Genomic DNA, 21,305 nt, shown 5'->3' on the forward strand with positions numbered 1-21,305 from the left:
TGTGCGGGATGCGCCATGGCCGGGCATTTGCGCCGTTTTCAAGGCATTTACGGCCGTTTATGGTGCGTAAAAAACCGCTGGAACCCCCCACAAGCGGCAGAATCTGCGCCTGCAAATGAAAACGGGCGCATCCCCTGAGGATGCGCCCGTTCATTGTTTTGCGGGTGAGTTTCCTGCGCCTCAGAACTCCGCGACCTTGCCCCAGGCCGAAGATTGAAAACGGTCCGGGTGATAGGGGCGCGGATCAACCAGCGGGGGCATGTCACAGACAATGTCGGCGATCAAATGGCCCGCACCCGGGCCGATGCCGAAACCATGGCCACTGAACCCCGCCGCCAGCACCAGGCCAGGCAGGCTCGCCATCTCGCCGATGCCCGGGACGCCGTCAGGCGTGCTGTCCACATAACCTGCCCAGGCTGCGGTGACCGACGAGGTTTTCAGCATCGGGATCAGGTCTACCGCGCGCTTGTAAGTCAACTCGACCGTCGAGGCGTCTGCCTTGGGATCCAGAATTCGCATGCGCTCCATCGGCGTCGGCTGGTCCAACCGCCAGCGACCCAAGCCCTCGTGCCCCGATTGAAAACCCTCCAGGCCACCGGGAGCCAGCTTGCGCCAGCGGCGCTGGAACATCGGCAGGAACTGCGGAGCGAAACGCAGCAATTGCAAGGTAGGGTCGACACGTCCTCGGCCACTGATGGCCAGCGTGATCCCGCCATCGGAGCGACGGGTCATGGAGACTTCATCCGTGTGGAGCGCGTCCGGTATCTCTTGGGCACCTTTGGAAACCGACAGTATCGTCTGGCGAATGGACGCCTGGGGAAACCGGATGCCGTACTGACGGCAAAAAGAGGACGCCCATGCGCCACCGGCGAGCACCGCGAGCTTGGTGCGAATGGTGCCCTTCTCGGTGACGACGGCAGACAACCGGCCACCCTCGGTCTCGAGGCCACGGGCGGCGCAGCCTTGGTGCACCGTACCGCCCAGTTTAATGATGGCCCGTGCGACCGCCGGGGCGGCGCGGGATGGGTCTGCCGTGCCGTCGGTAGGTGAAAAGACCCCGCCTTTCCAGGGCTTGCCGGTGACCCGGCCATGTTGAGCGGCCTGCTCCGCCGTCAGCATGTGGGTTTTCACATTGACGGTACGGGCAAACTCCCCCCATTTCGCCCAACCGGCCAGCTCTTTCTCGTTGTTGCTCAGGTAGAGCAAGCCACACCTTCTGAAACCTGTGTCCTCACCGGTCTCCGCTGCGAACTGCTCCCAAAGGTCAAGGCTCTTGGTCGACAGCGGCAGTTCACGAGCGTCTCGATTCTGTTGACGGCACCAGCCCCAGTTTCGACTCGATTGCTCCGCACCCACACGGCCTTTTTCCACCAGCGCGACCTTCATGCCGCGCTTGGCCAGGTAATAGGCCGTGAAGGATCCGATAATGCCGCCGCCGATCACGACAACATCAGCGTGCGTTGGAAGCTCAGAATTCGTCTCTACGGAAATTAACGGTGCTGGCATTTTAGGGATGTCCATGAAGGCCGGGGGATTTGAAGGTACGACTTCTTCAGGTGGTCGCGGGTGCATCGGCCATGCACTGAGGGTGGCGACCAGGGCAAGCCGCTACTCCGTTGTGGAAGCATCAGTGCCACGCTGAATCATGGTGTTATTACAACACCAAGAAACCGTGCATAAACGGTTAAAAGTATAGGTCGCCTGGTACAAACCACCGTTTTGCGGGATGTGTTCAGCAGACTTTGCGGAGCGCTTCGGATTGGAGGTTTTGCTTATCTGTTTGGCGGGGCACGTCCCGGCATTTATTTAGCTGGACCACCGCTATCGCGAGCAAGCTCGCTCCCACATTGGATGTTCGGCAGACAAAAATATGTGCTTAGCCCCCCTGTGGGAGCGAGCTTGCTCGCGATGAGGCCTGCACATTCAACGCCTCATTGACTATGAAGCCACCTTCGCGAGCAGTTCGCTGATCATGCTTTCAATGCTTCTTCCAGAAACGCCACCAAAGCCTGCACACGCGGGCTACGCAGTTTTCGTGAAGGCACCAACAGGTTGATCGGCGCACTGTCGAATTGCCAATCCGCCAGCACCCGAACCAGACGCTTGTCGGCAATGGCGTCACTGACATCCCATTGCGAACGCAGCACCAGCCCCAGGCCTTGCTCGGCCCAGCGTCGAGCCACACTGCCATCGTTGCTCAACATCGCGGGCTCGATGCGCAGGGTTTTACGCCCCTGCCCCTTGCGCAGGTGCCACAGCGTGACATCTTCATCATTTTCACGAATGCAAATGCAGCGGTGCCCGGCAAGTTGCTCAGGCGACGATGGCGTGCCGTGCTGCTCCAGATAGGCAGGGCTTGCGCACAACCATCGGTCATTTGACGTGAGGAGCCTGGCGACCCACAGGCTGTCATTGAGGTGACCGATGTGGATCACCGCGTCGCTGTCATGGCGATCCGGCCATGGCGTTTCGCGTAAATCCAGGTGCAGGCACAACTGAGGGTGCAACCTGGCGAAACGCGCCAACAGCGGTGCAATGCGTTGCCGCCCATAGCCGAACGGCGCCGCCAGCCTGAGCGTGCCAACCAACTGCTCGTCTCGTTGCTTGAAGGACTCCGGGAGCGCTTCCAACTGCTCCAGCAAACGCGCGCTTTCCCGGGAGAAACGCTCGCCATCGGCGGTGAGACTCAGGCGCCGGGCATCGCGGTTGGCCAGCGTCAGGCCGAGTAGCGTCTCCAATTTGCGCAGGCGCATGGACAGCGCAGGAGGTGAGACATTCAGGATTCTGGCGGCGGCGCTCAACGATTCGGCGCGCGCCAGCGTCACGGCCAGACGTAGGTCCTCGATGGAGATCATTCAATTCTACTTAATGATTGATGACGCCTCATTGAAGCACACCTTCACGACCGCTTTGTAGAGTGGGCCCTGTACCCAGTCATTCGAGTCCTCCTTATGTCAGCTTCTCTTGCCGCCCTCGATACCCCCGCCGCGCTCGTGGATGTGCCGCGCATGCAGCACAATATCCAGCGCATGCAACAACGCATGGATGCCTTGGGTGTGCGTTTGCGCCCGCATATCAAAACCAGTAAATGCCTCCCCGTGATCCAGGCGCAGCTCGCTTCGGGTGCCAGCGGCGTCACGGTTTCGACCTTGAAGGAAGCCCAGTACTGTTTCGCGGAGGGCATTCGTGACGTCTTCTATGCCGTCGCCATCGCGCCAGGCAAGCTGCCCCAGGCCTTGCTGCTGCGGCGCCAAGGCTGCCAGTTGAGCCTCCTCACGGATAGCCTTGCCGCTGCCCAGGCCATCGTCGCCTTTGGCCAGCAACACAACGAACGTTTCGACGTCTGGATCGAGATTGACTGCGACGGCCATCGATCCGGCCTGCACGTCGAAGACGATTCACTTCTTGAAGTCGCACGGATACTCAACGAGGGTGGCATGCCGCTTCGCGGGGTGATGACCCATGCCGGATCAAGCTATGAACTCGACACCCCTGAAGCGCTGCAAGCCCTGGCCGAACAGGAACGCGCTCTTTGCGTCAAAGCGGCCCAACGACTGCGCGAAGCCGGGTTCGCCTGCCCGGAGGTCAGCATCGGCTCGACGCCTACGGCCTTGTCGGCACTGAACCTGGAAGGCGTCACTGAAGTGCGCGCCGGTGTCTATGTGTTCTTCGATCTGGTGATGCACAACATCGGTGTCTGCCAGGCCGACGAGTTGGCGCTGAGCGTGCTGACCACCGTCATCGGTCATCAGAAAGACAAAGGCTGGATCATCACCGATGCCGGTTGGATGGCCATGAGCCGTGACCGCGGCACGCAGCGTCAGCAGCGGGACTTTGGTTATGGCCAGGTTTGCACCGAAGCCGGCGATTGGATCGAGGGCGCGTTGCTCACGGGAGCCAATCAGGAGCACGGCATTGTCTCGCTTGAAATGGCCGAGGGTGTCGACATCACCGCGCGTTTTCCCATCGGTAGCCGCCTGCGCATCCTGCCCAACCATGCCTGTGCCACAGGCGCGCAATTCCCGGACTATCACGCGGTTGACGCCGAGGGTGGCGTGCACACCTGGAGTCGCTTGCATGGCTGGTAATCAAACAGGTGCGATCCAGTTGATCAGCACGGCCAACGCCGCGGCGCCGGGTGGGCATTACGCCCAGGCGGTGGTGCACCAGGGCGTTCTGTATGTGTCCGGGCAACTGCCCATACGCGCCGACGGCGTCCACAGTGCCGACCAATCGTTTGAGGTCCAGGCCGCCATCGCCCTCGATAACCTGGTGGCGATCCTCGGTGCAGCAGGCCGGAGCACTCGCGACCTGCTGAAGGTCACGGTCTATGTCGCAGGTATCGAGCACTGGCCTGCGTTCGATCAAATCTACGCCCGTTACCTGGGAGAGCATCGGCCAGCGCGAGCGGTGGTACCTGTTCCGGCCTTGCATCATGGCTACCTGATCGAAATCGAAGCGATGGCCCTCGCCACGGGGTAATGCCAAGTTAGCCCGGCAGATACGGCAGATTCTCCTTTGCGCACTTGAACAACGGCATCTTTTGTCTGGGCTGCTTTGTTAGCTTATTGAGCAGGCTCGACATACCGCTCTAAAGGAACACCTTGGATGACTACTCAATCTTCGAATAGCTACAGCGTTGATCCGCAAACCGCCCAGCTGTTTTATATCAATGGCGGTTGGTCTGCGCCGGTCAGCCCGGCCAGTTTGCCGGTGGTCAATCCGGCGACCGAAGAGGTCGTCGCTCAGGTCGCCAGCGGGTCTGCCGAAGATGTCGATCGGGCGGTCGCGGCGGCGCGTGCCGCGTTTGCCGGTTGGTCGGCCACTTCCACGGCGTCGCGTGCGCAGGTGCTGGGCAAGCTCCATGAGCTTATCCTTGAGCGCAAAGAAGATTTCGCCCAGGCGATCTCCCTGGAAATGGGCGCCGCCATCGGTTCTGCACGGGCAATGCAAGTGCCCCTGGCCGCCGAGCACGTCCGGGTCGCCCGCGACCTGCTGTCCACCTATCGTTTCCAGACCGTCGAGAACGGGACCGCGATCCAACGCGAACCCATCGGCGTCTGCGGCCTCATCACCCCGTGGAACTGGCCGCTTTATCAAATCACCGCAAAAGTCGCCGCGGCGCTGGCGGCTGGATGCACGGTGGTGCTCAAACCCAGTGAATTGTCGCCGCTGAGCGCCCTGCTGTTTGCGCAAGTGGTCCATGACGCAGGCGTTCCACCGGGTGTCTTCAACCTGGTGAACGGCAGCGGCCATGTCGTCGGGGCTGCAATGGCCGCCCATCCCGATATCGACATGATCTCGATTACCGGCTCGAATCGCGCAGGGGCGCTGGTGGCCCAGGCGGCCGCCGCGACGGCGAAACGGGTCGGCCAGGAACTGGGCGGCAAATCCCCGAACATCCTGCTGCCCGACGCCGACTTTGCCAAAGCCGTCCCATTGGGCGTGATGACGGCGTTGCGCAACGTCGGACAATCGTGCAGCGCCCCCACCCGGATGATCGTGCCCAAGGACCGACTGGCGGAGGTCGAAGCGCTGGCGGCCGCCACCGCCAACGGGATCATCGTGGGTGACCCGCAATCACCGGAAACGGTACTGGGCCCCATCGCCAATGAAGCCCAGTTCAATCGCGTGCAAGCCATGATCGAGACCGGACTGCATGAGGGCGCAAAACTGCTCTGCGGCGGGCTCGGACGCGTGCCGGGGTTTGAAAAAGGCTTCTACACCCGCCCGACTGTTTTTTCCGAGGTGGATAACGCCATGCGGATCGCCCAGGAAGAAATCTTCGGGCCGGTGCTGTGCATCATTGCCTACGAAACCATCGACGAGGCAGTCGCTATCGCCAACGACACGGTCTATGGGCTTGGTGCTCATGTTCAATCGCAGGATCTTGAATTGGCGCGCGCGGTGGCTTCTCGAATTCGCGCGGGGCAAGTGCTCCTGAACTACCCGGCCTGGAACCCCATGGCGCCATTCGGGGGCTACAAGCGCTCGGGCAATGGCCGTGAGTACGGCGTCTTCGGCCTTGAGGAATACCTGGAAACCAAGGCGATCGTGGGGTTTGGCGAATCGCCTGAAGGTGCTTTGCGTACCTAGACACCCTTTTCTCGCAGCGCCTCGGGCTTCGGTGCCAGCTGTCCACCCTTCGATGGCAGATGTGCCCGAATGCCCTCGGGCACATCACTTCACACGCTCCCAGACGATGTGAACCTTCGCCCCATCCGGGCGGCGAAAATCCTCCACCATCTGGTCACCGTCGACCTTCAACTGCAAGTCGTCCCGGGTACGCACAGCGCCCACCCAGTTCGGGAACGTAGAGCCTTGGACAGTATTGCCCGTGAACTCACCGTTCTGGTCGACGGTGTATCGCCCGAAGAAACCGATGCTCCCCGCCATTGCGGCCCGGTTCTCCTCATCGGTGCCTTCGCCACGCGCATTGGATCGAAACACCGGCACGCGCGGATCAGTGAGTACTTCGACAAACGTCAGCTCTGGCGTGAACACGAGCCAGCCATGGGGATTGGGACCATAAGCCTCTGATCGGCTGCCCTGACTCTCAACGGTTGCGCTGACCATGCGCCATGTCCCGACCAAGGCGTTTTCTTTGCCTGCAAACACGCTGGAGAATGCCAAGCAGGCAATCACCGCACCGACCGCCAGTACCTTGTTTTTCAAACTCATCCGCATCACCTTTCACTCGCCGCAACGATGCGACGGACAATAAAGTAGGTTTGATCTTGGTGGGCACGGTCTTCATGCCCTGGCCGCGATGGCCGCCAAGCGCAGCTCCCGGGACGCGGCATTGTCCGCCCGCCGCCCCAAATGCCAGCCCAAGTACCCCCACAGCAGCGCGCAACAGGCGCCAATCATCGCTGCCGCACCGGCGCCCTGCCCTAGCAGGTCGAGCAGGCTCTTGGCCCAGCCGCTCAGGGCGTCACCCGCGCGATAGACCACGGTATCGATGAAGTTCTTGGCCTTGTATTTACTCTCGGCATCCAAGGGGGCGAACAGCATTTCCCTACCCGGCCGGACGAACGCGTACTCGCCGATCCGTCGCACGATCATCAGCGCTGCCAGCAGCGCGAACCCCGGCGCCAACGCCAGGCCGAGGAAGCCGATGCACATGAGCAGCGGCACGATGGCCAGCAAGGCACGCACCCCCAGTTTCGGCGCGATACGGCCAGTGATGAACAGCTGGGACAGCAACGCACCGGCCTGCACGATGAGGTCGATAGTGCCGAAGATGCGCACTTGCGCCGCGCGATCCGGATAGAGCTCGGCCACCAGGCGCGCCTGCTCGAAGTAGAGAAAGGTACTGACCGTCGCCAACAGCACAACGAACCCGGCGATTCCCAATAGGTAAGATGACCTGAGCACCGCCGTAAAACCGCTGAACGGATTGCCCTGCAGTGGCTGCCGGGGGCTTTGCGTCGGCGCGGCGCCGGGACGGCCAGCCCCGCCCTTTTCGCGCCACCCCATCAACGCTCGCTTCAACACCAGCGTGGCCCCCAGCAACAAGGCCGCCAGCAACATCAACCCCGAGGCGCCAAAGGGACCAATGAGCAGCGCGCTCAGGGTCGGCCCCAGCAGGCCGCCAACGCTGGCCCCGGCGGCGATGAAGGCAAACAGACGCTTGGCCTGCTCGCTGTCGAATACATCCGCCATCAGGCTCCAGGCCACGGAGACGACGAACAGGTTATAGACCGAGATCCAGACGTAAAAGACCCGGGCCAGCCAGATACTGTCGGGCTGGAACTGGAACAGCTCGACGAACATCAGCAGGTTGAAGCCAAAGAAGCCGTACACCCAGTCGATCAGGCGCAAGCGCGGTACTCGGGCGCTGAGCCAGGCGAACAACGGCACGGCCGCCAGCATGACCAGGAAGGTCGCGGTAAACAGCCATTGCAAATTTTCCACCCCCGCTGCGATGCCCATCGACTCACGGATCGGACGCAGCATGAAGTAACCGGTGAAGAGGCAAAGAAACAGCAGGAACCCGCACAGCGCCGGACGCAACTCGCCATCGCGGGCGTTCAGGGCGAGACTCAGCCGGTGCACATAGGAAGGCGTACTCATAGGGACTCCGGGGAGACGGCAATAAGCCAAAGGTCAAGCGCGGGACGGACGCCCGCGCCCAGGGTCGCATCAGCGATAGGTCACGCCGGTCAGGCGCTCGGAGACCGCCCAGAGCCGCTCGGCATCCGCCTGCGTGCTGGCGGCAGGCGGGGTCTTGGCGAACCCCAGCGGACCGCGTCTTTCTCCGTCACCGGTCGGGCCGTAATATGCCCCGCCTGTAGCTTGGGCAGCCGTGGCGGCATACAACGTGGGCAACGCCCCTTGTGCCGCTGAGTGGTACGCGTCGCGGTCCTTTGCCCAGCGTCGACCGAACTCGCTGTCGAGGCCCGGACCCCGTTCGACCAACTCGGTCACGGCAACGCCGGGGTGCGCCGCGATGCTGCGAATGCCCCAGTTTTCGGCGTCACTGCGCCGCTGCAAGGCAAAGGCCCAGTGCAGCACGGCCAGTTTCGATTGTGCGTAGGCCGCGTAGGGGTCGTATTTCTGCTCGCTCTGAAGGTCATCGAGGTTCATCGCGCCGCGCGCTGCGGCAATGCTCGACAGGCTCACCACGCGGGCATCCTCGCTTTGACGCAAGAGCGGCACCAACAGGCCGGTCAGCGCGAAGTGCCCCAGGTAGTTGGTGGCCAGTTGAAGTTCAAAGCCATCAGCGGAAGTCCCCCGCTCGGGAGGCGCCATGACGGCGGCGTTGTTGATCAGCACGTCGAGGCGCGGCAGTCGCTGATTGAGCCGCTGGGCCAGGCCGCGCACCGATGAAAGATCGGCCAGGTCCACGGCCTCGAACTGCACCTTGGCGTCGGGCACCGACTGGCGAATACGCGCAATGGCCTGTGCGCCACGCTCCGGGTTGCGCGCGGCGATGATGACTTCGGCGCCGGCGCGCGCCAAGGCCAGCGCATCCTCGTAGCCCATGCCGCTGGTGCCACCGGTGATCAGGACAATCCGACCTTTCTGGGACGGTATGTCGCCGGTCGACCAGTCTGGTTTCGGTGCAATGCGCGTGGACGCCTCGATACTCACCGCACTGAGCAGCGCGACGCCCGCGGCAAGGGTTTTCGCCAGTCTTCCGAGCCGGCTCATGGTGCTCATGCGGCCAATGACGGGTGTTGTTGTGCTATTCATGGTGATGGTCCCTGTCTGAAGAATGAACCGGCATCGCCGGACGGTCACTGTTTCGAGCACGCCTCGGCCAACTGCAGAAAGCTGACGTGTTTCTTTGCCCCTTGGGTATTCAAGTAGGTCATCTTCGCTTGCACGACCTCGCACATCGGCGATGTCGGTGCCTCGATACGGATGACCTTGGCGATGTCCAGCGGCATGCCATATTCGTAGGCCGGGACTTGCGTTTGTTCTTTGGCGAGCAGCGGCGAACCGCTCAGGGCGATGACGACCAGCAGGCCGGCAATCGACAGGTTTTGAATTTTCATAGTGGACTCCACGACACTGTCCTCGTTGGGATGGTCGTAGCACTCTAGGCGGGGGCGACTGACGTCAAGGTGACTGCTGGCTGACGGGAAGATGTCAAACGCGGGCGGGTTTTACTCGCGGGGCGACGACTAAGACGCCGCCTGGTTCATCAAGGAAAATCCGAAGGTGTTGAGCCCGTTCTCGCTGTGGGCGAACACGCGCCCACCATGCATGGATGCCACCGCACGCACGATGGAAAGGCCCAGGCCATGGTGCGCATCGCTTCGCGTCCGGGCGGCGTCGGCGCGGTAGAAACGCTCGAACAAACGCTCCAGGTGCACGGTGTCGATGGGCTCGCCGGCGTTGGACACGCTCACCTCGACCTGCATGCCGTGGTTGACCAGGCTTACTGTGACAGTGCTGGTCGGCACCGCGTATCGCGCCGCGTTCTGTAGCAGATTGGCCAGGGAGCGGTGAAAAAGGCGTCGGTCGATGCACACGCGCATGTCGCCCTGGATCACCACGCTCAGCTGTTTGTCGTGCAAGACCGGTTCCAGGTACTCCACCGTCTTCGCCGCCTCCTCATAAAGCGAGACATCACTGAGCTCGGTTGCCCGTTGGCCGCTCTCGGCGCCGGCCAGGAACAGCATGTCGTTGACGATAGTGCCCATCCGCTCCAACTCTTCGAGGTTCGACTGCAGCAAGTCCTGAAGCTCGCTCACCTCGCGCCCGTGAGCCAATGCCACCTGGGTCTGTCCGATCAGGTTGGTCAAGGGCGTTCGCAGTTCATGGGCCACATTGGCATTGAACCCTTCGAGTTGGCACCAGGCCGCTTCCTGGCGCGCCAGGGCGCCGTTGAACGACACCGCCAGTTCCTGCAATTCGCCCGGCAGCGCCTCGGTGTCCAGTCGCTGTTTCGAATCCCCCGGCGGCAGGCTATTGGCTTGACGGCTCAAGCGCCTCACCGGCCCCAGGCCGAAGCGCGCGATCCAGTAACCGAGCAGTGCAACCAAGCCGATGCCCAACGCCGAGGTCAGGATCAGTATTTTGGTGAAGTGGTCCAGGGTCTTCCTGAAGGGCGTTGAATCCAGCCCCACGATAAAGCGCAGTTCCGGACGGTCGCCCATGGCCGCAATGGTCTTGAGCAACACCATCATGGGACGCTCGCGCTCAGGGAGATCGAGGGTAAAAAGCCCATCGGAGCGCGTCGACCAATCCTGGCCGTCCGGCATCGCTCCGCCGTAGCTAAAGGCCGGGTCATCGACCAGGATCCAATAGCGGACCCGTTCATCCGCGGGTGTCAGGCCGTCGAGCTTCTGGCGCAAGCCGACCCAGAACGTCGGCGAATCGTATTTCGCCAGCACCGGGTCGAGCACGGAATGGCGCAGGATCAGCTCGTTCTGCATCTGCTCATCGAGCGATTGCTTCAAGGAACAGCGCAACAGTGTCGCGCTGATCGACATGATCAGCAGGACAGCGAGGGCGAACATCAGGGCGAGCCGCTTGGCAATCGATCGTTTCATCAAGGCGTACCACTTTGCCTGCTATCTACCTCTCGGCTTTCCAATACATACCCCATGCCGCGAACGGTATGCAGCAGCTTGCGCGGATACGGGGCATCCACCTTGGCGCGGACCCGCTTGATCGCGACCTCGACCACGTTGGCGTCACTGTCGAAGTTCATGTCCCAGACCTGCTCGGCAATCATCAGCTTGGAAAGGATCTCGCCCTGGTGCCGCGCCAACAGGCTCAACAGACAGAACTCCTTGGCCGTCAGGTCCAGCCGCAGCCCTCCCCGGGTCACTTTGCGCGCTTGCAGATCGACCTCCAGGTCGTCGATGCGCAGATGCGTCAGGTCGGCCGTGTCACCTGTGCGGCGACGGATCAAGGCCTGGACGCGCGCGACGAGCTCGGCAAATGAAAAAGGTTTGCCCAGGTAATCATCGGCGCCCTCGCGCAGGCCGCGAATGCGATCATCCACCGTCCCCCTGGCCGACAACATGATGATCGGGGTTTTCTTTTGCAGGCGCAGGCCTTGCAGCACGTCATAGCCGTCCTTGCCCGGCAGCATCACATCCAGGATCACCACGTCGTAGTCCCATTCCAGCGCGTAGTGCAGCCCATCGATGCCATTGGTCGCGACGTCGACAATGTAGCCAAGCTCGGTCAAGCCACGATGGACGTAGGAGGAGGTTTTTTCTTCGTCCTCGACAATGAGCAAACGCATCAGGTGACTCCTCTGCAGCAGCGGGGCAACTCAATGAGTCTAGACAGCGAAGGTGTCTGGAGGCTGACCGCTTCCTGACATTCTTGTCAGAAACGGCTTGATGGCTGAGTGCCTCCAACTTGTCGACAGGCTCATCTCCATTTCATTGTTTATTCTTATTTGGAATCGAATGTATAGCTAATAAAACTAAGCAAACGGCCTTTCACTCACCTATCTTGACCTCAGTATCCGCCCCACCAGGGGTATGTTGGAACGTTTCTAGCAGGTCAGAGGTGCCATAAAATGGCTCCCTGCAAACGTCAATCCGCACGTCCCAGTTCTGCTCGTACGCTCACGCTAATTGAAGACCGCAAGACCGATAAGGAGATCACCTCTGTGGTGGATGTGCAGCAAACGTTGAGCTTGATTTCCTTTCATGTTCCCTTTGGCGGCGCCCTTGCCTACGGCGCCACCTTTCTTACGACGGCCAACTGACGCCCGTACCCGAGCCAAGGAAGCCGCTCATGGCAATCACGCAAAACAACCGTTTGGTGCAGGTCGACAGTCCCCTCGGTGGCGATGTCCTGTTGCTGCAAAGCATGGACGGCAGCGAAGAGCTGGGACGGCTGTTCCACTACGAATTGGACCTGACCTCCGAAGACCGGGCGATCACGTTCGACCAGTTGCTAGGCAAGCCGATGGGCCTGACCCTGGAGCTGTACGACGGCGCAAAGCGCTATTTCCACGGCATCGTCTGCAGTTGCCGGCAGTTGACCGGGCACGGCCAGTTCGCCGGTTACCGCGTCAGCCTGCGGCCCTGGTTCTGGCTGCTTACGCGCACCTCTGATTGCCGGATTTTCCAGAACAAGACAGTGCCGGACATCATCAAGCAGGTGTTCCGTGACCTCGGCTTCTCCGATTTCGAAGACAGCCTGAGCGGCAGCTACCGTGAGTGGGAATATTGCGTGCAGTACCGTGAAACCAGCTTCGACTTCGTCAGTCGGCTGATGGAGCAGGAAGGCATCTATTACTACTTTCGCCATGAAAAAAACCGTCATGTGCTGGTGCTGGCCGATGCCTATGGTGCCCACTCCACGGCGGCGGACTATGCCTCGGTGCCCTTCTACCCGCCCGATCGGCAAATGCGTGAGCGCGACCATTTCTACGACTGGCAACTGGCACGGGAAGTCCAACCCGGCTCGCTGGCGCTGAACGACTACGACTTCCTGCGCCCGCGCGCCAGCCTCGAGGTGCGCTCCAGCGTACCGCGCAACCACACCAACGCCGACTACCCGCTCTACGACTACCCCGGTGAATACGTCCAGAGCAACGATGGCGATCACTATGCGCGTACTCGCATCGAAGCCATTCACAGTCAGTTCGAGCGTGTGCAGTTGCGCGGACGCGCCCGCGGCATCGGTTGCGGTCATGTGTTCTCGCTGACGGGATATGACCGTGCGGACCAGAACCGTGAGTATCTGGTGGTGGCCGCCCGTTATCAGATTCGTCAGGATGCCTATGAAAGCGGGCAGTCGGACGTCGCCGAACAGTTCGTCAGCGAGCTGGACTGCATGGATGCCAACCAGGCCTTCCGTCCTCTGCCCCTCACGCCGATGCCCATCGTCCGCGGACCGCAAACCGCCGTGGTGGTGGGCCCCAGTGGCGAGGAGATCTGGACCGACCAGTATGGCCGGGTCAAAGTGCATTTCCATTGGGACCGCCATGACCAGTCCAATGAAAACAGCTCCTGCTGGATTCGCGTCTCACAGGCCTGGGCCGGTAAGAACTGGGGATCCGTGCAGCTCCCGCGGATCGGTCAGGAAGTGATCGTCAGTTTCCTCGAAGGCGATCCGGATCGGCCGATTATCACCGGGCGCGTCTACAACGCCGAACAGACCGTGCCCTATGGGCTGCCCGCCAATGCCACCCAGAGCGGGGTGAAAAGCCGTTCAAGCAAGGGCGGCTCGCCGGCCAACTTCAATGAAATCCGCATGGAGGACAAGAAAGGCGCCGAGCAGCTGTTTATCCACGCCGAGAAAAACCAGGACATCGAGGTCGAGAACGACGAGACCCACTGGGTTGGCCATGACCGCCGCAAGACCATCGACAACGACGAGACCGTGCACGTCAAACACGATCGCACCGAAACCGTCGATAACAACGAAACCATCACCATTGGTGTGGATCGCAAGGAAAAGGTCGGCAATAACGAAACCATCTCCATTGGTGTGAACCGCACCGAGGATGTCGGCAGCGACGAGAAAATCACCATTGGCGCCAATCGCACCGAGAAGGTGGGCAGCAACGAGACCATCACCATCGGTGCCGACCGCACGGAAAAAGTCGGCGCCAACGAAAAAATCAGCATTGCCAGCAACCGGACCGAGGACGTGGGTGGCAACGAGACCATCGGCATCAGCGGCAACCGTAACGAAACGGTCCAGGGCAACGAAGGCATCGAGATCAACGGCAACCAGAGTACCCAGATCGGCCAGAACGAGTCCCGCGACGTTGCCCAGAACCGCAACACCAGCATCAATCAGAACGACAGCCTGGACGTCGGCAAGCACTTTGCCCTCACCGCTGGCGATTCCATCAGCCTGACGACGGGCGACGCCAGCATCACCATGAAGAAGGACGGCACCATCATGATCAGCGGCAAGAACATCACCATCGACGGCTCCGGCGCGATCAAGATCAAGGCCAACAAGAACGTGGTCGTCAAAGGCCAGAAGATTCTGCAGAACTAGCCATGGAGCGTGCGTGATGACTGTCGAATACTACCTGCCCTCCTCCACTGCCACGCCGGCGCGCGTGGATGGCGTCGTGATTGGCCTGCTGCTGGATGTGCCCAAGGCGGACGCCCCGGTCGTGGCGTTTCCCGGCTGCCCTGCTGACGGCGGCCTCCCCGCGCGTACCACCACCCCCCTCAGTCGCGAGGATATCGGGGCCCAGGTCGCGCTGATGTTCGAGGCCGGCGACCTGACCCGGCCCCTGGTGATCGGCCGCATCCAGCGCCTGCCGCAAACCTCGACGCCGGCCGTCGCCCACCTGGACGGCGAACGCTTGGAGTTCACCGCGGAGCGGGAAATCGTCCTGCGCTGCGGCAAGGCCAGCATTACCCTCACCCGCGAAGGCAAGGTGCTGATCCGTGGGACCTACCTCTCAAGCCGATCATCCGGCGTGAACCGCATCAAGGGCGGTTCGGTGCAGATCAACTAGACAGGTAGTCGACTCATGGAGCTGCTCAACGCCAGCAAACTGCTTGCTGCCTACACCCAGGGCATGGAGCCCGATGGCCGCGAATCCCTGGTGATCGTGGCCAAAGGCACGTTCAATTTGCCCCTGGACGGCCGGGCGGCAACCCTCGCCGACACCCAGCAACCGTTGTTGATGGCCGATGCATTCGTCGGCGAACCGGGCCTCAGTGCCCCGCTGCAGGAAATGGACTTCGCCCCGATCAAGCCATTCTGCGATGTGCTGGTACGCGGCAAGGCCTATGCCCCAGGCGGGCGGCCCGTGACGCAACTGGCCGCAGGCATTCGCGTCGGTCAGATGAGCAAGGCCTTTTCCGTCCTCGGGCCCCGCCGATGGCAACCGGGGCTATTGGGTGTTTCTCCCGGTTTGCCGCAGCCCTTTACCGAGCAGGACATCTCTTATGCCCAGGCCTACGGAGGCTCCCATCCCATGGCCAACAAGCCGGACATGCTGCATGGGTATCCGGACAATCCGAGTGGTTGCGGTTGGTTTCCAGGCAGCATCGACAGTGCGCAAATCGCCGGCAAGCCAATGCCCAATACCGAGGAGCTGGGCAAGCCGATCGACAGCCCCTCCGGCGACTTTCGCCCCATGGCGCTCGGTCCCATTGGCCGTAGTTGGCCGCAACGCGTCCGGTTTGCCGGTACTTACGACGAAGCCTGGTTGGCCGACTGCTTTCCGTTTCTGCCGCAGGATTTCGACCGTCGCTACTTCCAGGCGGCCCCCGACGACCAGCAGATTCCTTACCCGCGTGGCGGCGAGGACGTGCTGCTGCTCAACCTCACGCCCCGGGAGCACGCGAGCTTTCGCATCCCCGAAATGGACGTGCCAGTGACTTTCTTCCTGAAAAAAGGCGGCCATGAGACTGTGCAGGCGGTGATCGATACCCTGCTGATCGACACGGACGCACGCCAGGTGCAACTGACCTGGCGAGTGTCCCGTCCCCTGCAGCGCAACCTGTTCGAGATCGCCCAGGTGCTGGTCGGCACGATGTCCACGGGCTGGTGGCGCGCCCGTGAACTGGGCAAGGATTACTACCCGTCGCTGTCCTCCCTGGTAAAAGCCAAGCAGGCGCCCGAGGAGACGGACTGGTGACCGCGCTCTGTATCATCGGCTCCGGCATGGTCAGCGCTGTCGGCCTCACTGCACCCGCAAGCTGCGCGGCGATCCGCTGCGCCATCGACAATTTCCAGGAAACCCGTTTCATCGACCAAGGTGGCGAGTGGTTGATTGCCGCCAGCGTACCTCTGGAACAGCCCTGGCGCGGCCGCATCAAGTTGCTCAAGATGGCCGCCCGCGCCATCGCCGAGGCGTTACAGAGCACCCCCGGGGTTGACCCGGAAAAGACCCCGCTGCTGCTGGGCGTGGCCGAAGCCGAGCGCCCCGGCCGTCTGGATGGCCTCGATAGAAGACTGTTGCAGGACATCGAAGCGGAACTGGGCCTGCGCTTTCACCCGGACTCCACCATCATCGCCCGCGGCCGGGTCAGCGCCGCCGTGGCCCTGCTGAATGCACGCACGCTGATCTATCAAGGCGGCCATCGCCACGTGTTGGTCGCCGGCGTCGACTCCTTCCTTTGCGGACCGACCCTGGCCGCCTTCGAAGAGCGCGAGCGCCTGCTTACCAGCGAGAACTCCAACGGTTTTATTCCCGGCGAAGGGGCTGCGGCTGTGGTACTGGCTGCTCCGGTGGCCAGCGCAACGCCGCAACTGGCTTGCATCGGCCTGGGGTTCGGTATGGAGAAGGCCACCGTGGAGGCCGAAGACATTCCTTTGCGCGCCGAAGGCCTGACACAAGCTGTACGGGCAGCCCTTGGCGAAGCCGGCTGTGGGTTGGAGCAAATGGATTATCGGCTCACCGACATCTCCGGCGAGCAGTACTACTTCAAAGAAGCCTCCCTGGCCCTCAGCCGGACCCTGCGCGTGCGCAAGGAGTTCTTCCATCTCTGGCATCCGGCCGACTGCATCGGCGAAGTCGGCGCCGCCATCGGCCCGGCCATGCTCGCGGTGGCGTTGGCCGCCAGTCGCAAGGGCTACGGCGAAGGTCCGAATATCTTCTGCCATCTTGGCAACGACGCTGGCGAGCGCGCCGTCGCGCTGCTCAGTTATCAGACTGTGAGGGCTGCCTGATGGCGAATGAAGTCTACGCCAACAATATGGAAGTCTCCTGCAAGTCGGCGGCGGGCAAGTCGATCGCCTGCTTCCCGGATGTCTGCTTCACCCCGCCCCAGGCTCCGCCCACCCCACTGGGGGTGCCGATCCCCTACCCCAATACCGGCATGGCGAAGGATACGACCAGGGGGACGCGAACGGTCAAAATCACCGGCAAAGAGGTGATGCTCAAAGACAAGAGTTGTTTCAAGACCAGTACGGGAGATGAAGCCGGGAATACGCCGAAGAAAGGCGTGGTGACCAGCAAGATCAAGGGAAAGGTGTACTTCATTGCCTGGTCGATGGACGTGAAGTTCGAAGGGGAAAATGTCGTCAGGCATTTAGACTTGATGACTCACAACCATGCGTCCAAACCCGGAAATACGCCTCCATGGGCTTATACCGACGCCTCCGCGACGGCGCCCGTGGAGCGTTGCAAGAAAGAAGTCGCCAGGAAAAACAAGGCATGTGGGGAGTTGAAGACCAAAGCCGAACGGTGTGGCGACAAGGCCTGTACGGCCGCAAAAAAGTGTTTGCTGGTCTCCAAGAAACAGGCGGACTCCAAGGCGCAGAACAGTGAAGTAGCCTGTTGTCCTGGCGAAACCGGCCACCACCTCGTTGAAGCTCACAGTTTTACAGTGCCAGGCACGAATCGCCAGACGCCGCTTCCTCAATTCCCCAACTACGACGAAAAAGACGCACCGTGCATTTGCGTGCAATGCCCTCAGGACGGAAGCGGACGTTATGAAGGGGATCATGGCTTCATGCATGCAGCCCAAGGCAAGCTGGAACAGGCCGCGATAGAGCGCGCGCCGCCCGCTCAAAAGGATTACGCCTGGAACTATGGCCAATCCCGTGGAGCGGGCGTGCGAGCGCTCCAGCAAACCTTTCCGAAATCGAAATGCTCAAAGAAATGCCTGGAAGCGCAGCTAGACGCTTACCACAAGAATACGGTGGGAGTCAGGGACAAAACCCCAGTGAGGACTCACACCCCCAACCTTCAAGACAATCAGAAAGAGCTGGCCCACGAAATGATCCCAGAGGTCACTATCAGTGCTTGGTAGCTCAATTGGAGCAGGGACGACATGACTCAAACATTGGATTGGACGCTGAGCCGAGTAGCGGTCTTTGATAAAAACCGCGTCTATGTACTCGCCTACTCCAAACGCGAGCCCGGCACCCGCGTTTTTCGATGGACCGGAGGATGGGACAACTATTATGTTCAAGGGATCTGCGCCGGTATCTGCGCCGTTCGCGGCGCACCTCCCGAAATCCTGACGCTGTGTGCCGATGGTCGCGTTCATCGCGCTGCGCCTGACGGGCAAGCCTACGAGGATATCGTCGCGGAAAAACCCAGCAAGCACGGTTTGCTGCGCGACATCCGCCCTATCGGTGCAAATGTCTACGCCACCGGCTTCGGCCGCCAAGTCTATGTTCGAAAGGACAGAGTCTGGCAGCGCTGCGACAAAGGGGTGGTCGAAGACCCGACCGCCGACAGCCTCAGTGGCTTCGAGTCCATCGACGGTTTTAATGAAGATGAAATCTATGCCACCGGTAACCAGGGCGAAATCTGGTACCGCTGGCAGGGTACCTGGCAGCGCAGCGAAAGCCCGACCAACATCATTCTGGAAAACGTTCTCTGCGCGCCCGATGGCGTGGTTTACATCTCCGGCCAGTTGGGCATCGTCATGCGAGGTCGTCTCGACCGCTGGGAGCTCGTTGAGCATGAGCTCACTGAAGATACCTTCTGGGACATGGCCTGGTTCAATGATCAACTCTGGCTGTCAACCACCAAAGCCCTCTATACGCTACAAGGCGACAAGCTGGAGAAGGTCGAGACAGGACTTCCCGGCGATCAGACCTTCAGATACCTCGACGCGAATGAGCAGTGCCTATGGTCATCCGGTGAGCGACACCTTGCCGCTTTTGACGGAGCGAATTGGACACGCATACCCAGTCCTTGAGACGAATGCAGAGAAATACATGGAAAGTTTGTCACCGATTCTCGACCAACATACCGAAGAGGCCAGTTTCCTCGCGGTCCTAAGGGACTATGCCGTACGTGCGCCGCACTACGATCTGGACCACCTCGGCACGCTCGACAACCGCATCGACGCCCATCTCGATGGCCTGCGTATCGCCGGCCCAGCGGGGCTGGAAACGCTGCTGGGCCAACTCGGCCCACACGCTATCGGCGAGATGTTCGCCAGCGTGGTGCTGGCTTTCGAGGCGGCCAACGGCAAAGTGCTGTCGCGGCTCAGCGAGCAGTTGCGCAGAGCCTTGGAAACGGAGCGCGGTTACCTGATGGCCCTGGGCTGGCTCGACTGGGAACGGGTGTCTCCGTGGATAGAACGTATGCTCGCCTCCCCCGAGCCGCTGTTTCGCCGTCTCGGCCTTGCGGCCTGCGGCATGCATCGCCGCGACCCCGGCCCCGCCCTGCTGGCCGGACTTTCCGATGCCGACCCAAGCGTGCTGGCACGTGCCGCCCGCACGGTTGGCGAATTGCGCCGGCGTGACCTGTTCCCGACGATGCGTGCCCACCGCCAGCATGAGGACGCCGCCACGCGCTTCTGGGCCAATTGGGCCACTGTCCAAATGGGCGACCAGCAGGCGTTGGAGCCTCTACGCTCATTCGCCGAGCAACCGGGCGAGTTCCAGTACCGCGCGCTCTGCGTACTGCTGGCTTGGCAAGAACGCGAACCCAGCATCGCCTGGATACGGCAGTTGGTACAGGATCCCCGGGATCGGCGCATCGGCCTCCACGCCCTTGGATTGCTGGGCGATCCGGTCAGCGTGCCCTGGTTGATCCAGCAGATGAGCGACCTGCCCTACGCCCGCGTCGCCGGTGAAGCCTTCAGCCTGATCAGCGGCGCTGACTTGGCGTTGCTTGATCTGGAATTGCAGGACCTGCCGGATTTCGATGCAGGCCCGAACGACAACCCTGAAGATCCCAATGTCGCCATGGACCCCGATGAAAACCTGCCCTGGCCCGACCCACAGGCAATCGAACGATGGTGGCAAGCCAACGGCGGACACTTTCAGGTGGGGACTCGTTACATGCTGGGATTGGCCCATAGCGAACACTGCTTTCAGCAAGCCCTTGCCCGCGGCCAGCAACGCCAGCGCATCGCCGCGGCCTGCGGTCTCGCCCGCTTCCGGCCAGACGAAGTGCTTTTCCCTACCAGCGCACCGGCTTGGCGGCAAAAGCGCTTGTTGGGAATGACGGCGCTGTTCGGGCGTTGATCAGGATGTTTATATAGCGCTCCGACACCTGGCAATCACTTACCCCCCTCTGGAGGCACCATGCCTAACGCAACTGGACAGAACCCTGTGGCACTCATCAGTGGGGTTGGCAGTGAGATCGGCATCGGCATGGCGATCGCGCGCAGGCTGGGCGCCGCCGGCGCCCGATTGATCATCACCGCGAGCAGTGCACGCATCCTTGAGCGCGTCGCGGAATTGCGTGCCGAAGGGTTCGAAGTCGAAGGGCGGGCCATCGATCTTACCGATGAAAACCAGGTGCGTGAGTTTATGGTGTGGGCAGAGTCCGTCTGGGGGCAGGTCGATATTCTGGTGAACAACGCGGGCATGGCCATGCAAGGCAGTCCGGAGTGCTTTTCCGAGCTGGCGATCATGGACCTGCACACCTGGAACCTGACACTGGCGCGCAATCTCACCACGGCTTTTCTGCTGACTCGGGCTGTTCTGCCCGGCATGCGGGCGCGCCGATACGGGCGCATCGTCAACATCAGCTCCACGACCGGCACCCGCTGCAGTAACCCCGGTGAAGCGGCTTACAGCGCCGCGAAGGCCGCGATGGTCGGAATGAGCATGAGCCTGGCGCTGGAAGTCGCCAAGCAAGGAGTGACTGTAAACAGCGTCGCTCCCGGCTGGATCAGCACAGGGTCGACCACTGCCGAGGAAGCCAAGGCGGCAGGCTACACGCCGATGGGCCGGGCGGGACGTCCCGAAGAGGTGGCGGCACTGGTGGCTTTTCTGGCGTCTTCAGAGGCGAGCTACATCACGGGCGAAGTCATCGTGGTGGATGGCGGAAACTGCCTGGTGGAGAACAAGGCCCCTTGATCTGAACGTGGGCCCCAGCGGCCGCTCGTGCTTATAGCCTGGCAAAACAATGGTGACAGAAACTGACCCTGTCGATGGTTAGAGTGAAATGGTTGGCCGCAGGAAACGATGCGCTGGAAACAACG

General features: G+C 61.6%; 20 protein-coding genes. 12 read left to right on the plus strand and 8 right to left on the minus strand.

Annotated elements, in window-relative coordinates; genetic code table 11:
* Positions 1 to 180: 180 nt before the first annotated feature.
* Together AO356_RS26805 and AO356_RS26810 are read right to left on the minus strand one after the other, a co-directional pair.
* Positions 181 to 1,506, minus strand: coding sequence for an NAD(P)/FAD-dependent oxidoreductase (locus tag AO356_RS26805; protein WP_060742365.1), 1,326 nt, complete (start codon positions 1,504 to 1,506; stop codon positions 181 to 183).
* A gap of 464 nt (positions 1,507 to 1,970) precedes the next feature.
* The gene (locus tag AO356_RS26810) at positions 1,971 to 2,855 is read right to left on the minus strand and encodes a LysR family transcriptional regulator (RefSeq protein WP_060742366.1); all 885 of its coding nucleotides are present in this window, start codon (positions 2,853 to 2,855) and stop codon (positions 1,971 to 1,973) included.
* A gap of 96 nt (positions 2,856 to 2,951) precedes the next feature.
* On the opposite strand from AO356_RS26810, the gene AO356_RS26815 reads away from it, so the two are divergent.
* The 3 genes from AO356_RS26815 (at position 2,952) to AO356_RS26825 (ending at position 6,096) form a co-directional block, all read left to right on the plus strand.
* Positions 2,952 to 4,088, plus strand: coding sequence for a DSD1 family PLP-dependent enzyme (locus AO356_RS26815; protein WP_060742367.1), 1,137 nt, complete (start codon positions 2,952 to 2,954; stop codon positions 4,086 to 4,088).
* Positions 4,078 to 4,482 (plus strand): RidA family protein, encoded by a 405-nt coding sequence (locus tag AO356_RS26820; RefSeq protein ID WP_060742368.1) that lies wholly within the window; start codon positions 4,078 to 4,080, stop codon positions 4,480 to 4,482. Before AO356_RS26815 ends, AO356_RS26820 begins: the two co-directional genes overlap by 11 nt.
* A gap of 126 nt (positions 4,483 to 4,608) precedes the next feature.
* Entirely contained in the window at positions 4,609 to 6,096 is a 1,488-nt protein-coding gene (locus AO356_RS26825; protein ID WP_060742369.1) for an aldehyde dehydrogenase family protein, read from the plus strand.
* Positions 6,097 to 6,180: 84 nt separating this feature from the next.
* On the opposite strand, the gene AO356_RS26830 is transcribed toward AO356_RS26825, so the two are convergent.
* From AO356_RS26830 to AO356_RS26855, 6 genes are all read right to left on the minus strand, one after another.
* Entirely contained in the window at positions 6,181 to 6,681 is a 501-nt protein-coding gene (locus AO356_RS26830; protein ID WP_060742370.1) for a lipocalin-like domain-containing protein, read from the minus strand.
* 72 nt (positions 6,682 to 6,753) lie between these two features.
* Complete coding sequence (locus AO356_RS26835) at positions 6,754 to 8,076, minus strand: NTP/NDP exchange transporter (RefSeq protein ID WP_060742371.1); 1,323 nt, start codon at positions 8,074 to 8,076, stop codon at positions 6,754 to 6,756.
* Positions 8,077 to 8,145: 69 nt separating this feature from the next.
* The gene (locus AO356_RS26840; protein ID WP_237140776.1) at positions 8,146 to 9,198 is read right to left on the minus strand and encodes an oxidoreductase; all 1,053 of its coding nucleotides are present in this window, start codon (positions 9,196 to 9,198) and stop codon (positions 8,146 to 8,148) included.
* Positions 9,199 to 9,242: 44 nt separating this feature from the next.
* Positions 9,243 to 9,503 carry a DUF2790 domain-containing protein gene (locus AO356_RS26845; RefSeq protein ID WP_060742372.1) on the minus strand — a complete coding sequence of 87 codons (261 nt, stop codon included), beginning with the start codon at positions 9,501 to 9,503 and terminating at the stop codon, positions 9,243 to 9,245.
* A gap of 129 nt (positions 9,504 to 9,632) precedes the next feature.
* A complete protein-coding gene (locus AO356_RS26850) occupies positions 9,633 to 11,006 on the minus strand; it encodes a heavy metal sensor histidine kinase (RefSeq protein WP_060742373.1) in 1,374 nt (457 codons plus the stop codon).
* Entirely contained in the window at positions 11,006 to 11,710 is a 705-nt protein-coding gene (locus AO356_RS26855) for a heavy metal response regulator transcription factor (RefSeq protein WP_060742374.1), read from the minus strand. The genes AO356_RS26850 and AO356_RS26855 overlap by 1 nt, the downstream gene beginning before the upstream one ends.
* Positions 11,711 to 11,992: 282 nt before the next feature.
* Between AO356_RS26855 and AO356_RS32665 the strand changes: the two genes are divergently transcribed.
* The 9 genes from AO356_RS32665 to AO356_RS26895 are packed head-to-tail and all read left to right on the plus strand — an operon-like array spanning position 11,993 to position 21,180.
* Complete coding sequence (locus tag AO356_RS32665) at positions 11,993 to 12,184, plus strand: hypothetical protein (protein WP_152032449.1); 192 nt, start codon at positions 11,993 to 11,995, stop codon at positions 12,182 to 12,184.
* A gap of 29 nt (positions 12,185 to 12,213) precedes the next feature.
* On the plus strand, positions 12,214 to 14,439 hold the full coding sequence (locus AO356_RS26860) for a type VI secretion system Vgr family protein (protein WP_060742375.1): 2,226 nt from the start codon (positions 12,214 to 12,216) through the stop codon (positions 14,437 to 14,439).
* A 16-nt stretch (positions 14,440 to 14,455) separates the two neighbouring features.
* Entirely contained in the window at positions 14,456 to 14,911 is a 456-nt protein-coding gene (locus AO356_RS26865; RefSeq protein ID WP_060742376.1) for a DUF6484 domain-containing protein, read from the plus strand.
* Positions 14,912 to 14,926: 15 nt separating this feature from the next.
* Positions 14,927 to 16,042: a DUF2169 family type VI secretion system accessory protein gene (locus AO356_RS26870; RefSeq protein WP_060742377.1), complete on the plus strand. Its 1,116-nt coding sequence runs from the start codon at positions 14,927 to 14,929 to the stop codon at positions 16,040 to 16,042.
* The gene (locus tag AO356_RS26875) at positions 16,036 to 17,076 is read left to right on the plus strand and encodes a beta-ketoacyl synthase N-terminal-like domain-containing protein (protein ID WP_103309686.1); all 1,041 of its coding nucleotides are present in this window, start codon (positions 16,036 to 16,038) and stop codon (positions 17,074 to 17,076) included. Before AO356_RS26870 ends, AO356_RS26875 begins: the two co-directional genes overlap by 7 nt.
* Positions 17,076 to 18,161 carry a PAAR-like domain-containing protein gene (locus AO356_RS26880; RefSeq protein WP_060742379.1) on the plus strand — a complete coding sequence of 362 codons (1,086 nt, stop codon included), beginning with the start codon at positions 17,076 to 17,078 and terminating at the stop codon, positions 18,159 to 18,161. Before AO356_RS26875 ends, AO356_RS26880 begins: the two co-directional genes overlap by 1 nt.
* A 21-nt stretch (positions 18,162 to 18,182) precedes the next feature.
* Positions 18,183 to 19,061 carry a hypothetical protein gene (locus tag AO356_RS26885; RefSeq protein WP_060742380.1) on the plus strand — a complete coding sequence of 293 codons (879 nt, stop codon included), beginning with the start codon at positions 18,183 to 18,185 and terminating at the stop codon, positions 19,059 to 19,061.
* Positions 19,062 to 19,080: 19 nt separating this feature from the next.
* The gene (locus tag AO356_RS26890) at positions 19,081 to 20,340 is read left to right on the plus strand and encodes a TIGR02270 family protein (protein ID WP_060742381.1); all 1,260 of its coding nucleotides are present in this window, start codon (positions 19,081 to 19,083) and stop codon (positions 20,338 to 20,340) included.
* 60 nt (positions 20,341 to 20,400) lie between these two features.
* A complete protein-coding gene (locus AO356_RS26895; RefSeq protein ID WP_060742382.1) occupies positions 20,401 to 21,180 on the plus strand; it encodes an SDR family NAD(P)-dependent oxidoreductase in 780 nt (259 codons plus the stop codon).
* Positions 21,181 to 21,305: the final 125 nt, after the last annotated feature.

The sequence above is a fragment of the Pseudomonas fluorescens genome, from assembly GCF_001307275.1.
Lineage (GTDB): Bacteria > Pseudomonadota > Gammaproteobacteria > Pseudomonadales > Pseudomonadaceae > Aquipseudomonas > Aquipseudomonas fluorescens_AA.